At 70.5% G+C, this 15,609-nt stretch carries 15 protein-coding genes; 11 read left to right on the top strand and 4 right to left on the bottom strand.

Translation table 11 applies throughout. The features are described from left to right. Positions 1-41 precede the first annotated feature (41 nt). Positions 42-788: an IclR family transcriptional regulator gene (locus ACWEFB_RS00520; RefSeq protein ID WP_452280822.1), complete on the top strand. Its 747-nt coding sequence runs from the start codon at positions 42-44 to the stop codon at positions 786-788. 123 nt (positions 789-911) lie between these two features. Here ACWEFB_RS00520 and ACWEFB_RS00525 read toward each other — a convergent pair whose 3' ends face one another. Then, positions 912-1,778, bottom strand: a complete 867-nt coding sequence (locus tag ACWEFB_RS00525) for an aldo/keto reductase family oxidoreductase (RefSeq protein ID WP_452280824.1) — start codon at positions 1,776-1,778, stop codon at positions 912-914. 140 nt (positions 1,779-1,918) lie between these two features. Here ACWEFB_RS00525 and ACWEFB_RS00530 point away from each other — a divergent pair, with 140 nt between their 5' ends. From ACWEFB_RS00530 to ACWEFB_RS00560, 7 genes are all read left to right on the top strand, one after another. Then, complete coding sequence (locus ACWEFB_RS00530) at positions 1,919-2,362, top strand: winged helix-turn-helix transcriptional regulator (protein ID WP_452280826.1); 444 nt, start codon at positions 1,919-1,921, stop codon at positions 2,360-2,362. 100 nt (positions 2,363-2,462) lie between these two features. Beyond that, entirely contained in the window at positions 2,463-3,869 is a 1,407-nt protein-coding gene (locus ACWEFB_RS00535) for a sensor histidine kinase (RefSeq protein WP_452280828.1), read from the top strand. Then, positions 3,866-4,576, top strand: a complete 711-nt coding sequence (locus tag ACWEFB_RS00540; RefSeq protein WP_326558602.1) for a response regulator transcription factor — start codon at positions 3,866-3,868, stop codon at positions 4,574-4,576. Before ACWEFB_RS00535 ends, ACWEFB_RS00540 begins: the two co-directional genes overlap by 4 nt. Positions 4,577-4,645: 69 nt before the next feature. After that, positions 4,646-5,569 (top strand): ATP-binding cassette domain-containing protein, encoded by a 924-nt coding sequence (locus ACWEFB_RS00545; RefSeq protein WP_452280830.1) that lies wholly within the window; start codon positions 4,646-4,648, stop codon positions 5,567-5,569. After that, positions 5,566-6,336, top strand: a complete 771-nt coding sequence (locus ACWEFB_RS00550; protein ID WP_452280832.1) for an ABC transporter permease subunit — start codon at positions 5,566-5,568, stop codon at positions 6,334-6,336. Before ACWEFB_RS00545 ends, ACWEFB_RS00550 begins: the two co-directional genes overlap by 4 nt. Before the next feature lie 55 nt (positions 6,337-6,391). Further along, entirely contained in the window at positions 6,392-7,183 is a 792-nt protein-coding gene (locus ACWEFB_RS00555; protein WP_452280834.1) for a hypothetical protein, read from the top strand. 208 nt (positions 7,184-7,391) lie between these two features. Continuing rightward, positions 7,392-8,114 (top strand): histidine phosphatase family protein, encoded by a 723-nt coding sequence (locus ACWEFB_RS00560; RefSeq protein WP_452280836.1) that lies wholly within the window; start codon positions 7,392-7,394, stop codon positions 8,112-8,114. Between the two features lies 1 nt (position 8,115). Here ACWEFB_RS00560 and ACWEFB_RS00565 read toward each other — a convergent pair whose 3' ends face one another. Further along, positions 8,116-8,697, bottom strand: coding sequence for a TetR/AcrR family transcriptional regulator (locus ACWEFB_RS00565; protein WP_452280838.1), 582 nt, complete (start codon positions 8,695-8,697; stop codon positions 8,116-8,118). A gap of 227 nt (positions 8,698-8,924) precedes the next feature. On the opposite strand from ACWEFB_RS00565, the gene ACWEFB_RS00570 reads away from it, so the two are divergent. From ACWEFB_RS00570 to ACWEFB_RS00580, 3 genes are all read left to right on the top strand, one after another. Further along, positions 8,925-10,379, top strand: a complete 1,455-nt coding sequence (locus ACWEFB_RS00570; RefSeq protein ID WP_452280840.1) for an MFS transporter — start codon at positions 8,925-8,927, stop codon at positions 10,377-10,379. A gap of 210 nt (positions 10,380-10,589) precedes the next feature. Further along, positions 10,590-11,321 (top strand): neutral zinc metallopeptidase, encoded by a 732-nt coding sequence (locus tag ACWEFB_RS00575; RefSeq protein WP_452280842.1) that lies wholly within the window; start codon positions 10,590-10,592, stop codon positions 11,319-11,321. A gap of 133 nt (positions 11,322-11,454) precedes the next feature. Next, complete coding sequence (locus ACWEFB_RS00580) at positions 11,455-12,114, top strand: HAD family hydrolase (protein WP_452280844.1); 660 nt, start codon at positions 11,455-11,457, stop codon at positions 12,112-12,114. Positions 12,115-12,177: 63 nt separating this feature from the next. On the opposite strand, the gene ACWEFB_RS00585 is transcribed toward ACWEFB_RS00580, so the two are convergent. Together ACWEFB_RS00585 and ACWEFB_RS00590 are read right to left on the bottom strand one after the other, a co-directional pair. Continuing rightward, a complete protein-coding gene (locus ACWEFB_RS00585; RefSeq protein WP_452280846.1) occupies positions 12,178-14,730 on the bottom strand; it encodes an ABC transporter permease in 2,553 nt (850 codons plus the stop codon). Beyond that, on the bottom strand, positions 14,730-15,497 hold the full coding sequence (locus ACWEFB_RS00590; protein WP_326563316.1) for an ABC transporter ATP-binding protein: 768 nt from the start codon (positions 15,495-15,497) through the stop codon (positions 14,730-14,732). The genes ACWEFB_RS00585 and ACWEFB_RS00590 overlap by 1 nt, the downstream gene beginning before the upstream one ends. Between the last annotated feature and the right edge of the window lie 112 nt (positions 15,498-15,609).

Here is a 15,609-nt window from a genome sequence, read left to right on the forward strand (position 1 = left end):
AGTAAGCTACGATTCGGCGGACCTGTCAAGGAGCTGCATTGGTGCGTGCCGCTGAGCGGAACATCCCCGACATGGCCGTCGCCCGGGTGTCGGCGGTCCTCGGCGCGTTCGACGCACGACACCGCGAACTGCGGGTGTCCGAGGTCAGTCGTCGTGCCGGACTGCCGATGTCGACAACCTCGCGGCTGGTGGCCGACCTGGTGACGTACGGGTTCCTGGAACGCACCGGACCGTCGCTGCGGATAGGCGTCCGGGTGTTCGAGATCGGGCAGTTCGCCGCTCGACGGCGTGACCTGCGGACGATCGCCCCGCCGTACCTTGCTGACCTGTGCGAGGCGACGGGGCTGAGTGTGCACCTGGCGGTCCTCGAGGCCACCGACGTTGTCTACGTCGAGGTTCTGCGGGGGCGGGACGCGCCGTCGATGCCGTCCGAGGTGGGCGGTCGGTTGCCCGCGCACGCCTCGGCGGTCGGCAAGGCGCTGCTGGCGTTCAGTGGTGAGCCCGCGATCTCCCTCGTCTGCGACCAGCCACTGAGGATGGTCGGCCCGCGTACGATCACCGCTCCCGGCCTGCTACGACGGCAGTTGGTGCGGATCCGGGAGTGCGGGGTGGCGTACGAGAGCGAGGAATCCGGTGCCGGGGTCGGGTGCGTCGCCAGCGCCGTCCTGTACGCCGACGGGCGCCCGGCCGGGGCTGTCTCCGTATCGGGCTGGGCCGACCGGCTGGACCTGCGCGCGGTCGGCCCGGCCGTCCGGACCGTGGCACTGGGTATCAGCCGGCAGCTCTGACCACGCCCCGTGCCGCCCATCCATTGTGCTCGTTCACGACCGGCGCCGCCGACTCCCGGGACGGCGCCGGTATCTGATCAGGCCGAGCGCGAAGTAGCCGCCTCCACGCGGCAGACTGCCTCGTCAGCGGCCGATCTTGTCCAGGTCGGCCAGGTCCTCGTCGGAGAGCTGAAGTGCCGCGCCGGCGACGTTCTCGCGCAGGTGCGTGGTGGACGAGGTGCCGGGGATGAGCAGGATGTTCGGTGACCGCTGCAGCAGCCAGGCCAGGGCGACGGACATCGGCGTCGCGCCCAACCGGGCGGCCACGGTCGAGAGCACCGAGGACTGCAGTGGACTGAAACCACCGAGCGGGAAGTACGGCACGTAGGCGATGCCCTGTTCGGCGAGCGCGTCGACCAGTCCGTCGTCCTGGCGGTACGCGAGGTTGTACAGGTTCTGCACGCACACGATCGGCGCGATCGCCTGTGCCTCGGCGACCTGGTCCGCTGTCGCGTTGCTCACCCCGAGGTGCCGGATCAGGCCCTGCTGCTGGAGTTCGACGAGAGTCTCGAACGGCTCGGCGAGCGAGCCGGGCACGGGTCCCTCGGCGTTGCCGAGTCGGAGGTTGACCAGGTCGAGCACCTCGAGGCCGAGGTTCTCGAGGTTCTCGTGGACTGCCCGGCGCAGGTTCTCCGGCTCTCGGGCCGGGGGCCAGCCGCCCTGCTGGTCGCGGTTCGCGCCGACCTTGGTCACCACGTGCAGCGAACCGGGGTACGGGTGCAGCGCGTCACGGATCAGCAGGTTCGTGACGTGTGGCCCGTATGCGTCGCTGGTGTCTATGTGGGTGATGCCGAGGTCGACGACCTCCCTGAGGACGGCGAGTGCGCCGTCGTGATCGGCGGGAGGTCCCATGACCCAGGGGCCGGCGAGCTGCATGGCGCCGTAGCCGAACCGGGTGACGGTCAGGTCGCCCATTGTCCAGGTGCCGCCGGGAAGGGAAGTGTGGAGCATGCTCATACCTCTGACTTTCGGGTCGAACCGGGCCGTCCTGGTTACCTGACGGATGCCTGCTTCACTATCGAGGGGTAACTTCCTGGTAGGAAGTAGGCACTTCCGAGTGCGCAACGCACCCACCGTGGGAGGAGCGGTCGATGGCGACGATGACGGCGGCCCAGCAGAGGGCACAGACCAAGGCGGAATATGACGCCTTCCTGGCGGGATGTCCCAGCCGCAAGCTGCTCGACCGGCTCTCCGACAAGTGGGTCACGCTGGTCCTGGCCGCGCTGGGCAGCGACGGCTCGCACCGGTTCGGCGCCGACTGTGCCGGTGAGCCCCGGTCGATGCGCTACTCCGAGTTGTCCCGCCTGCTGGCCGGCGTCAGCCAGAAGATGCTGACCCAGACGCTGCGCTCCCTGGAGCGTGACGGTCTGGTCACCCGTACCGTGACGCCGACCGTGCCGGTCACGGTCGCCTACGAGTTGACCGACCTCGGCCTGTCACTGCACCAGATGACGCGCGGCCTCAAGACCTGGGCCGAGACGCACATGGACGACGTGCTCGCCAACCGCGCGACGTACGACACCCGCGCCGCCTGAACCGGAGCGCAGCCGTCACGTCGACCTCTCTGCGCCGACCAGGGCGAACAGCGGGGCCGGATAGGCTCCGGGGAAAGTCGTGGTCGGAGAAGGGTGTGCGGTGACCGCCTCGTCGCTTCCTACCCGCCCGCTGCGCCGTCGGGAGCTGATCGCGCTTGACGGGCTGCTCGCGCTGGTCCTCGGCCTGTGGTACGCGTTCGTCCCGATGACCCGTGCCCCCTCGGGGAGCCCCGTGATCGGCTCGACCGCGCTCACACTCTGCCTGGTCGTGCTCCTCATGGCCCTCCCGGTGGCGGTACGCCGACTCTGGCCGGTGCCGGTGTTCCTGGTCGTCGCGGCAGCCTCGGTGCTGGCCCTGGCGTCCGGGGTGCTGTACGAGCCGTTCCTGGCCGCCGCCCTGACCGGTTACACGGCCGCGCTCGCCGGCCGGCCACTCACCCGGATCCGGTGGCGGATGCTGGGCGTGTTCACCCTGGTCCTGCTGCTGCTCAGTGTCTCCGCCGGCCCGACCCCCACCGGTGCGGAGGCCTTCGGTGTGCTGCTTCCCGGCTTGGCGCTGGTCGGGGCGGCGTGGACGGCCGGGGTCGCGGTCCGCGAACGCAGGGTGTACCAGGCTCGGAGCAACGCGGAACAGACCGCCCGCGCGGTCGCCGACGAGCGGCTGCGCATCGCTCGGGAGGTGCACGACATCGTCACGCACAACCTCGGGATCATCACCGTACGGGCCGCGGTGGCCCGGCACGTCGCGGACACCCAGCCGGGCGCGGCGACCGACGCCCTCGAGCTGATCGAGCGGGTAGGTCGCTCGGCCCTCACCGACATGCGCCAGGTCCTGTACGTGCTGCGGACCGACCCGACCGACGGCGCCGACCCGGACGGCGACGCTTTGACGTACGGCGCCGACCCGGACGGCGACGCTTTGACGCACGGCGCCGACCCGGACGGCGACGCTTTGACGCACGGCGCCGACCGGGACGGCAGCGCTCCGACGCAGGGCGCCGACCCGAGCGGCGGCGATGGCAGGGGAGCGGTCCCAGCGGACACCGGGATCGAGGCGGAGTTGGCCCCGACGGTGGGGGATCTGAACCTGCTGGTGACACGGGCCGCGGCGGCCGGCCTCGACCTGCGGGCCGACATCACCGGTACGGATCGGCTGCCGGAGGGGACGGCGGTTTCGGCGTACCGGATTCTCCAGGAGGCGCTGACGAACGTGATCAAGCATGCCGGGCTGACCCGCTGCCAGGTCACCGTGCGGTGCGCCGAGGCAGACGTGGTCATCGAGGTGCTGGACGAGGGGCCGGACCACCGGCGGGGCGGGGGCCGTACCCCGTTGGCCGGCAGCGGGCACGGCCTGCTCGGGATGCGGGAGCGGGTGGCCATGCACGGCGGTGAGCTGACTGCGGGACCGCGTCAGCAGGGCGGCTTCCACCTTCGCGCCCGCCTGCCGTACCCGACGCCCGATCGCCTCCAGCGGGGCGACCGGCGACCGGCCGGGACCGCCTCGTGACGGACCCGATCCGGGTCGCGATAGCCGACGACCAGGCGTTGCTGCGCGGCGGCTTCCGGCTCCTGCTCGAATCCGACCCGCGCTGCGTGGTGGTGGGTGAGGCGGCGACCGGCGCCGCCGCGGTGGGGCTCGCCGCCCGGGAACGTCCCGACGTGATGCTGATGGACATCCGGATGCCCGACCTGGACGGGATCGAGGCGACCCGCCGGATCTGCGCCGACCCGGCGACCTCGGACGTACGGGTGCTGATCCTGACCATGTTCGACCTGGACCCGTACGTCTTCGGCGCACTGCGGGCCGGGGCGAGCGGTTTCCTGCTGAAGGACACCCCACCGGCCGACCTGCTCGACGCGGTGCGGGTGGTGGCGAGCGGGCACGCGTTGTTCGCCCCGACGGTGACCCGGCGACTGGTCGCCGAGTTCGGGCGGGCCGAGCCGGCCCGGACCGACGGAACCCGGCTGGACGGGCTGACCAATCGGGAGCGGGAGATCCTCGCCCTGGTGGCCGCCGGGTTGTCCAACACCGAGATCGCCGGGCACGAGCAGATCAGCATGGCCACGGTGAAGACCCACCTGACCCGGCTCCTGGCCAAGCTCGGCGCCCGGGACCGGGCCCAGTTGGTCATCGTCGCGTACGAGAGCGGGTTGGTCCCGTTGGGCGGCGGCCGGCTCCCGACCGGTGGCGTGCCGGGTCAGACTCCGGTCTGACGCGTCGAGCAAACAGGATCAAACCTCGGTCTGACGCGCCGTCCGGCCCTCGGCTGGGATGTTGGTCCGGTGATCGAGATAGCGCAGTTGACCAAGCATTACGGCCGGCGAGTGGCGGTGGACGAACTGTCGTTCACCGTGCATCCCGGCCGCATCACCGGATTTCTCGGCCCCAACGGCGCGGGCAAGTCGACCACCATGCGGTTGCTGCTGGAGCTGGACCGGCCCACCTCGGGCACCGCCATGATCGACGGCAGACCGTACGGCCGGTTGGTCGAGCCGTTGCGGCAGGTGGGTGCGCTGCTGGACGCGAAGGCGGCCCATCCGGGCCGGTCCGCGTACGACCACCTGCTCGGCCTGGCTGCCAGCAACCGGATCGGCCGGCGGCGGGTCCGGGAGGTGATCGGGCTGGTCGGGCTGGAGAGCGTGGCCCGCAAACGGGTACGCGGCTTCTCGCTCGGCATGAGCCAGCGCCTCGGGTTGGCCGCCGCCCTGCTCGGCGACCCGCCCGTCCTGATCCTGGACGAGCCGGTGAACGGGCTGGACCCGGAGGGAGTCAAGTGGATGCGTGACCTGCTCACCCGGCTGGCCCGGGAGGGGCGGACGGTCTTCCTCTCCAGCCATCTGATGAACGAGATGGCGGTCACCGCCGAGCATCTGGTGATCATCGGGCAGGGTCGGCTCCTCGCCGACCTGAGCACGGCCGACTTCGTCGCCCGGCATGCCGGGTCGTACGTGCGGGTGCGGTCGCCGGAGCGGGAGCGCCTGCGGCACGCCCTCGTGGCCGGCGGGCTCAGCGTCGAGGACGGCTCGGAGGGCGCGCTGCACGTGATCGACGCCCGAATGGAGGAGATCGGCGCGATCGTCCACAGCGAACATCTCACCGTGACCGAGCTGACCCCCTGTGCGGCCTCGCTGGAAGAGGCGTTCATGCAGTTGACCGCGCAGGCGGTCGAGTACCGGGGCCACCAGGAAGTGGAGGTGAACCGATGAACGGCACGGCGGTACGCCCGGTCCTCGCATCGGAGTGGATCAAGGTCAGGTCCACCCTGGCAACCATGATCACGCTGACGGTCGGCGTCGTGGTCAGCTTCGGGCTCGCGTTGGCCAGCGGCCTTTCGATCCGGGCCGCCATCGACCGGAGCAGCGACGCGCTCCGGCCCGACTTCCACCCGATTGACGCCGGCTTCGGTGCTCTGCTCTACGGCAACCTGGCCTTCACCGTGTTCGCCGTGCTCGTGGTCAGCTCCGAGTACACCAGCGGCACGATCCGGGCCTCGCTCGCGGCGGTGCCCCGACGTGGCCTGTTCTACCTGTGCAAACTCGGGGTGGCCGGGCTGGTCTGCCTGATCGTGGGCGGCGCCACCGTGCTCGGGTCGTTCCTGGTGACTCAGGTCGCGCTCGGTCCGTACGGGGTGGACCTGAACGCTCCCGGCGCAGTCCGAGCGGTGCTCGGTGGGCTCGCGTACGTGACCCTGCTCGGTGTCTTCGCCGCTGCCGTGGCCGCCGTCCTGCGCAGTACCGCCCTGTCGTTGGGCATTCTGATCCCGTTCTTCTTCGTCGTCTCGCCCGCGCTCTGGATCATTCCCGTGACCAGGTCGGCCGCGCGTTTCCTGCCGGACCAGGCCGGTATGCGGGCAATGGAGGCGACCGTCGGGCCGGGCGAACTCACCCAGAATGAGGGCCTGCTGGTGCTGCTCGGCTGGACGGTAATCGCCGTCGCCGCCGGTTACTGGAGCATTCGCCGCCGAGACGCCTGACCGTGCTGGCCTCTGGCCGGGCACCGGCGGCGCGCTCCGGGAGTACGTTGGTCCGGTGCTGCTCCAGGAACGGTTGATCGCGCGTACGCGTGAGGTTTGTCTGGCCGACGAGCGCCTCGACGCGGCACTGATGTACGGGTCGTTCGCGATCGGCGAGGCGGACGCGTACAGCGATGTGGAGTTCTGGCTGTTCTTCCGGCCGGACCTGCGCGACGAGGTCGACCGGCGTGGCTGGTGCGAGCGGATCGCCCCGGTGACCCACCTGGTACGCAACGAGTTCGGCACCGACGTGGTGTTCTTCCCCGACCTGGTACGCGGCGAGTTCCACTTCGCCACCACCGACGACATCCCGAGCGTGCGGAGTTGGCCGGCCCGTGGTGCGGCGACGGACCGGATGATCGTGCTGGATCGGGGCGGGGCACTGCGTCCGGTCCTGGACTCGGTGCCCCAGCAGCCGGTCGTGCCAACCGACGCCGAGGAGATCGAGACGCTCTGTGGCCGGTTCGCGAACTGGCTGGTCCTGGCCCACCACGTCGCGAGTCGGGGTGAGACGCTGCGGGCGTGGGACGCGTTGGGCCACGCGCACCGGCACCTGACGTGGATGGCGCGGCTGGCCGAGCAGAGCACCGCGCACTGGTTGACCCCGTCGCGCCGGGCCGAGGACGAACTGTCGTCGCGGGCCGTGTCCGCGCTGCTGGACACCACGGTCCGCGCGGACGGGGACGGCGTACGGGCGGGGCTGCGCGCGGCCTGGGAACACGGGCGGCAGTACTGGATCGAGTTGGCCCGGCGGCACGACCGCGCCGTACCGGCGGAGTTGTTCGCCCAGCTCGACGGCGTGCTGTGAGGCCGGGCGGATCCGGGTACCCGACGGACGGAAGATCACCGTAGGGTACGGCGAATGGGTGCAATCAAGCCGTGGCATGTGCTCGTACTGTCGATCGTCTGCCTGTTGCCGCTGTTCGTCGCGACGCTCGGTGGTGTGCTCTGGGCGATGTCCCGCCGCCGTCGCAACCGTTGACCCCGGTAGCTGCCAGAGGAGACGGGGTGATGTGGTGGACTCTCGACCCCCACCCGCCGAGATCGCGGAACTGACGGTGGTCCGGCACGGGCAGAGCACCGCCAACGCGGCGTTCGCCCTGGCCGAAGCGGCGTGCAGGGTCGAGAGCGGGGTCACCGGCCGGGACGCGGACATCGCACTCTCCCCGCTCGGGCAGGCGCAGGCGGTGGCGCTCGGGCACCGGTTCGGGGCGCTCGCGGTGGAGCACCGGCCGCAGGTGGTGCTCTGCTCGCCGTACCTCCGGGCCTTGCAGACCTGGCGGGTGGCGGCGGACGCGGCGCGGGCGGCGGACGGCCCGGACCTATCGGCGCCGAGGATCGACGACCGGCTGCGGGACCGGGTCATGGGTGAGCTGGAGCTGCTGACCGGCGCGGCGATCGCGGCGCGGTACCCGGCCGAGGCGGCCCGGCGGGCCGCCGTCGGCGAGTTTCACTGGCGTCCGCCGGGCGGGGAGTCGTTGCTGGACGTCGCCGCCCGCCTCCGGACACTGCTCGACGAGGTACGCCGGGAGCACGCCGGAGCACGGGTGCTGCTGGTGGCGCACGACTCGGTGGTGCTGATGCTGCGCCACCTGGTCGACGGGCTGTCGCTACCGGACCTGGAATCGGTCGTCCGGGTCGGCATGGTGGCGAACGCCTCGGTCACCCGTTGGACCGGCGATACCGGGCGGCTCGTGCTGGCCGAGTACAACTCGGTGACGCACCTGCCGGGGGACTGAGTCAGCCCTTCGGCGGCTGGGGGCGCAGGCCGTCGAGGGCCATGTCGAGCACCCGGTCGAGCTGACCCGGCTCGCTCACCTTGATCATCGTGATGCCGCTGACCAGCCGCATCACGTCGTCGATGTTGGTGTCGGGGCGCACCACCCCGGCCGACTGGGCGCGTACGAGCAGCGGCCGGCCCGCGTCGTAGACCTCGGTACGGCACCGCTGGAAGATCTCGGAGTCGTGCAGCAGTTCCTCGGCCAGCGCCCGCTTCGTGGCGATGTATCCGACCACCCGGTGCAACCAGCCGACCAGCGCGTCCCACGGCGGCGCGTCGGCCAGGTCGCTGGCGGAGCGGGACAGCGCCTCGACCTCGTCGACGTAGACGGCCTCGAAGAGGTCCCGGCGGGTCGGGAAGTGCCGGTAGAGCGTCCCGATGCCGACCTGTGCCCGTCGGGCGATGTCCTCCAACGACGCCGACGATCCGTGCTCGGCGAAGGCGTCGCGCGCGGCGGAGACCAGGTTCTCGTAGTTGCGCAGCGCGTCGGCCCGCTTCGGGCGTCGGGAGAGGGTCTCGGGTACCTGTGCGGCGCTCGTCACAGCCGGGTCTCCCTACTTCTGTTGCGACCGGAGGTATCCCTCCGGTAATGTTTTCGGAGGCACCCCTCCGGTATCGGAATGTCCGGAGGGAGCCCTCCAGATACTCTACCTCCCCGTCGGAACGGGGTGGCGCAGCACGTTCGCTCGATGTCCGCCCGCCGGACGACCAGGCGCGCCGATCGGGCCATCGGCAGGATCTATTCCAGCTACTCCATAAGGAAGTTCTCGTGGCATCGACCACCAGACGTACCCCTCGGCAGTTGACCTTTGCCGTACTCGCGGCCGGGGCCGGCTTCTTCGCGATGATGCAGTCGCTGATCAGCCCGGTGCTCTCCACGATCCAGCACGACCTGCACACCTCACAGAGCACGGTCACCTGGGTGCTGACCGCGTACCTGCTCTCCGCCGCGATCTTCACCCCGATTCTCGGCCGGGTCGGCGACATGGTCGGCAAGGAACGCATCCTGGTCCTCACCCTGGTCGGCCTTGCGGTGGGCTGCCTCCTGGCCGCGATCGCGCCCAACATCACCGTGCTGATCATCGCCCGGCTCATCCAGGGCGTCGGCGGTGCGGTCTTCCCGCTGTCGTTCGGCATCATCCGGGACGAGTTCCCGGCGTCCCGGATGTCCTCCGCGATCGGGGCGATGTCGGCCATCATCGCGGTCGGCGGCGGCCTGGGCGTCGTGCTCGCCGGACCGATCGTCGGCCTGCTCGGGTACCGGTGGCTGTTCTGGATCCCGCTGATGATCGTGGCGCTGACGGCACTGGCGGCGTACCTGCTGGTGCCCGAGTCGCCGGTACGGAACCGGGGCCGGATCAACCTGCTCTCCGCAGCACTGATGTCCGGCTGGCTCGTCGCGCTGCTGCTGGCGGTGAGCGAGGCGCCGAAGTGGGGCTGGACGTCGACGAAGGTGAGCGGGCTGCTGGTGGTCGCGGTCGCGGTCTTCGCCGCCTGGGCCGCCACCGAGGTCCGTTCGGCCAACCCCCTGATCGACATGCGGATCATGCGGCTGCCGGCCGTCTGGGCGACCAACCTGGTCGCGCTCCTGTTCGGTGGCGCGATGTTCGCCCTCTACGGCTTCCTTCCGCAGTTCACCCAGACCCCCGCGTCGGCCGGGTACGGCTTCGGCGCCAGCGTCACCGAGGCCGGCCTGCTGATGCTGCCGATGCTGGTCACCATGTTCGTCGCCGGCCTGCTCAGCGGACGTCTCGAAGGAGTCTTCAGCGCGAAGGCGCAGCTCATCACCGGGTCGGCGTTCAGCGTGGTGGCCTGTGCCGCGCTCGTCGTGGCACATGACGAGCGCTGGCAGCTCGGAGCCGCCGCGGCCGTCTTCGGCCTCGGTATCGGCCTGGCCTACTCGGCGATGACGAACCTGATCGTGAAGAGCGTGCCCGCCCACCACACCGGCGCCGCGGTCGGAATGAACGCCAACATCCGTACGATCGGCGGCGCGATCGGCGCGGCCATGATGAGCAGCATCGTCACCAGCAACCTCCAGACGAGCGGGCTGCCCCGGGAGGCCGGTTACACCCACGGGTTCGCCCTGCTGGCCGGGCTCTCCGTGCTCGCCGTCGCGGCGGCGCTGCTCGTACCCACCATCCGGCGTACGCCCCGTCCGGTCGCGGACCAGACGTCGACCCCGCTGGTAACGCCGACACCGATCGCCGCCGGCAGCCGGTAGACACCGGGCGGTGACGAGAAGCCGGCTGGCCGTGTCGTACGGCCGGCCGGCTTTTCGGTCTGCTCGTCGGGCCCTTCGTCGACCGTGGGGCCTCGGGCTCGGCGCTCCGGTCGGCACATGCCAATGTGGATCGTGGTCAGGAACCGGTCGGGCGGGAATTATGGAACCACCGCCGGACGTCGGGCGGCCACGATCGCCGAGGAGGCCGCCATGCAGACAGCAACCGGGTACCGATCCGGTCGGGGCGCAGGTCTGCTCGGCCTGGTCACGGTGCTGGTGGTCACGCTCGCCTGCGCGATCGGACCCACGACGCCGGGGGAGGAGCCCGCTCCGGCTCCGGCGCCGTCATCCGGTGAACCGGTCGACGGGTCGGGCACGGTCGAGGAGTTCGAGCGGGACATCCCCGGCGCGGTCCGGCTCGCCGAGCAGTACTGGGACGAGCGGTTCACCGAGTCCCGGCAGCGGTTCCAGCCGGTCCGGCGGGTGTTCGCGTACTCCCGCGACGGGGAGGTGGCCTGCGGTGAGCAGGCGGTGCCGCGCAACAACGCGGTCTACTGCCCGGCCGGCGACTTCATCGCGTACGACGTGAACTGGGCCGTGGCCGCCTTCCGGCAGATCGGGGACGCGTTCCTGTTCTTCCTGCTCGGCCACGAGTACGCCCACGCGATCCAGGCGCGACTCGGCATCCAGCACCAGTTCACCATCCAGGCGGAACTGCAGGCCGACTGCATGGCCGGGGCGTACATCGGTGACTCGGTCCAGGAGCGGCAGCTCGACCTCCAGGACGGTGACCTGGACGAGTTCCGGGCCGGGCTGGTGGCGGTCGGCGACGACCCGGACCAGCCGTGGTTCGCCGAGGGCTCGCACGGCACCGCCGAGCAGCGGATCGACTCCTTCTTCCGTGGCTACGAGCGCTCCTTCGCCGCCTGCGACCTGACCTGACCCCGCCGGCACCCTGAGGGATCGGCCACAGTTCACCCCGAGTACGCGCACCGCCCCGACCCGTGCTTGGCATGATCGGGGGATCAGCGCTCGTACCCGGGAGGATCCTCTGACTGGCCAGCATCCCGCCGCCGTGCTCTTCGACATGGACGGCACGCTCGTCGACAGCGAGAAGCTGTGGGACGTCGCCCTGCACGAACTGGCCGCCCACTACGGCGGTCGGCTCTCCGAGCCCGCCCGGTTGGCGATGATCGGCTCCAGCATGGCCAGCTCGATGGCGATCCTGAACACCGACCTCGCCCAGGACCGGGACCCCGCGTACGGCGCGGCCTGGCTGGAGAAGCGGATGGCCGAGCTCTTCGTCGCCGGACTGCCCTGGCGTCCCGGCGCTGTCGGGCTGCTGGACCTGGTCCGGGCCGCCGGGATCCCGACCGCGCTGGTCACCTCCACCGCTCGGCAACTGGTCGAGGTCGCCCTCGAAACCCTCGGACGGGACCGGTTCGACGTGGTGGTCTGCGGTGACGAGGTGCTGGCGACAAAACCGGATCCGGAGCCGTACCTGACCGCCGCCCGGATGCTCGGGGTGCCGATCGAGCGGTGTGTGGCGATCGAGGACTCGCCGGCCGGGGTGGCCAGTGCGGTTGCCGCCGGTGCCGCCGTACTCGCGGTGCCCAGCGAGGTGCCGCTGGGCCGGGTGGACGGCGTACACCTGTTGGAGAGCCTGACCGGTGCGGACCTGGACCTGCTGGCCCGCCTGGTGGCCCCGCTGGACCTGCCCACCACGCCGGGCTGAGACGTGCGGTGGGGCGGCGTCCCCCCGGACGCCGCCCCACCATCCCCCGTCCCCCTGGAGCGGCTATTCGTGCGCGATGGCCCCCAACACGTTGATCCGGGCGGCGCGGATCGCCGGCAGCACCGCCGCGACCACGCCGACCACCGCGGCCAGGCCGATCAGTACGCCGAGCTGCGCCCACGGCAGGACCAGATCGGTGATGCCGTCGTCGCGCAGTGCGCGGACCACCGCCGCACCGAGGCCGGTGCCGACGGCCATCCCGAGCAGCGCGCCGAAGACCGAGATCACCACGGCCTCCACGGTCACCATCCACATGGTCCGGGCCCGGTTCAGCCCGATCGCCCGGAGCAGCCCCAACTCGCGGGTACGCTCCAGCACCGACAACGCCAGCGTGTTCACGATCCCGAGTACGGCGATCAGGATCGCCAGCGCCAGCAGGATCTGGATCATCCGGAGCAGGGTGTCGAACTGCCCGGTCTGCTGCTTGATGAACGACGCCCGGTCGGCCACCGACACCTCGGGACTGTCCGCGAGCAGCGACTCGACCGCCGGCAGCACCTGCCCGACCGAGGTGCCCGGGTCCAGTTGCACGTACCCCTGCGACGGCCGGGGGATGGCGAAGTCCTTCGTCGCGTCCCGGGGCAGCAGGAAGCCGCTGTACAGCTCCGAGTCGGCGTAGATACCGCTGACCGTGTAGGTGTGCGGGTCACCCCGGGACAGTTGCACCGGCACGGTGGAGCCGACGGCCAGGTTGAGGTCCCGCGCGGTGTCGGCGTCGACCAACACCTGGTCCGGGGTGAGCGAGTCGACGCTGCCGGCGGTCGCCTTCACCCCGTAGATGTCCCGCATCGCCGGCACGTCGTTGGTCGCGTTGACGAATTCGCGCTTCCCGTTGACCAGCGCCATGTCGCCCCAGAAGCCGGCGACGGCCTTCACCCCGGGCAGGGCGGTAGCCCGGTCCAGGACCACCGGGTCGAAGGTCGGCGGCCGGGGCCCGGACTGAGCACCGGAGATCACCAGGTCGGCGCTGATGGTGTCCTCGGCCAGGCCGGAGATGCTCGACTTGGCCGAGTCCAGGATGATCGTCACCCCGGTGACCAGCGCGATGCCGATCATCAGGGCGGCGGCGGTGATCGCGGTCCGGCGCGGGTTGCGGCCGGAGTTGAGCCGGCCGAGCTTGCCCGGCACCGACCAGGAGAAGATCCGGCCGAGCAGGGACACCACCGGCCGGCTGATCACCGGGGTCAGCAGGGCCACCCCGATGAACGCGAGCAGCACACCGCCGAGGATGGTGCCGAGGATCGCGTCGCCGGCCGTACCGGTCAGACCCAGGGTCAGCAGCCCGGCACCGAGTACCGAGACCACCGCTCCGGCCACCGTGAGCTTGGTCAGGGGGCGGTCCGGGGTGGCCACGTCCTGCATCGCCGCGATCGGAGGGATCCGGGAGGCGCGCATCGCCGGGATCAGCGCGGCGACCACCGTGATCAGGATCCCGACCGCGAACGAACTGATCACCGCGATCGGTGGCACACCCACGCCGGCCAGTTCCAGGCCGCCGCCGAACTGCCCGAACGCGTACGCCAGCAGGGCACCGACCCCGATGCCGGCGCCCAGGCCCAGGATCGAGGCGACCAGGCCGATCGCCACCGCCTCGACCAGGACCGAGCGGATCACCTGCCTGCCGCTGGCCCCGATCGCCCGCATCAGGGCCAGCTCGCGGGTGCGCTGCGCCACGATGATCGAGAAGGTGTTGAGGATCAGGAAGGTGCCGACCAGCAGCGCCACCCCGGCGAAGCCGAGCAGGATCTGGTTGAAGAAGGCCAGTCCCTCCTTCAACCCGGCCGAGGAGTCGGCGGAGAGCTGCTTGCCGGTCTTCACCTCGTACCCGTCGCCGACCGCCGCCGCGACCCGGTCGCGCAGCGTGGCCTGGTCCACCCCGTCCTGGGCGCGTACGGCGATGTTGGTGAAGACGTTGGTCTCCCCGAGCATCAGCCGCTGGGCGACCGGGTCGGTGAACGCCACCTCGTTGACCCCGCCGAGGCTGTCCCGGTCACCGCTGTAACCGAAGACCCCGACCAGGGTGAACTCCTGTTTCGGCGCCAGGTCGACCAGTACGCCGACCCGGTCGCCGACCTTGACCTTGGCCGCCTTGGCCAGCCCGGCGTTGATCACGATCTCGGTGTCGGCGGCCGGGGCGCGGCCCTCGCGCAACTTCACCAGGTCGTCCTCGCCGGTCCAGTTCTCGCCGAGTTGCGGCGGCCCGAACGAGGTGACGACCTTGCCGTTGCTGCCGATCAGGCGGGCACCGTCGGTCGCCACCACCCCGGTCGCCTCGGCGACACCGGGCACCTTCCGTACGGTGTCCAGGGTGGCCGCCGGCAGCGGGTTCGCGAGCTGCTCGCCCTCGAACTCGTTCACCGCGATCTTCGGTTTCGCCGCCACGTTCACGTCGGTGTTGGCGTACGCGTCGCTGAACACCGAGTCGAAGGAACGCCCGAGGGTGTCGGTGAGCACGAACGAGCCGGAGACGAACATGACGCCCAGCACCACGGCCAGCCCGGACAGGATCAACCTGACCTTGCGGGCGAGCAGGCTCTTCAGGGTTGCGCGCAGCATCAGATCCCCGCCTCGGCGAGCCCGTCGAGCTTCTTCATCGTGTCCAGCACGGTCTCCGGGGTCGGTTCGATCAGTTCGGAGACGATGGCGCCGTCGGCGAGGAAGATGACGCGGTCGGCGTAGCTGGCGGCGACGGGGTCGTGGGTGACCATGACGATGGTTTGGTGGTGGTTGCGGACGCTGTCGCGGAGGAAGGTGAGGACTTCTGCGCCGGCTCGGCTGTCGAGGTTTCCGGTGGGTTCGTCGGCGAAGATGACGTCGGGTTTGGCGACGAGGGCGCGGGCGCAGGCGACGCGTTGTTGTTGGCCGCCGGAGAGTTGGTTGGGTCGGTGGTGGAGTCGGTCGGCTAGTCCGACGGTTTTGATGACGGTGTTGTACCAGTCGGGGTTAGGTTTGCGGCCGGCGATGGAGAGGGGGAGGAGGATGTTTTCTTCGGCGGTGAGGGTGGGGAGGAGGTTGAATTGTTGGAAGATGAAGCCGACTTTGTCGCGGCGGAGTTTGGTGAGTCCGTTGTCGTTGAGTCCGGTGACGGTGGTGTCGCCGATGTGGATGGTGCCGCGGGTGACGGAGTCGAGTCCGGCGAGGCAGTGCATGAGGGTGGATTTGCCGGAGCCGCTGGGTCCCATGATGGCGGTGTAGCGGGCTTGTTCGAATTCGGCGGTGACTCCGCGTAGGGCGATGACCTGCGCTTCACCGCTGCCGTACACCTTCCACACCTCATTGGCACGCGCAGCCGCCTGCGTGTTCTGGCCTACCGTCGCGGTCACTCGAATTCTCCTTCGATGAAAAGTCTGATCCGTCCGGGCACCCCTGGTCCGGCCGGCAGTCTCCATCGTCGGTGCCGCCGAAGCCCGACTCGTCCACCCCTGGGTGGAGCCA

The sequence above is a fragment of the Micromonospora sp. NPDC004704 genome, from assembly GCF_053601675.1.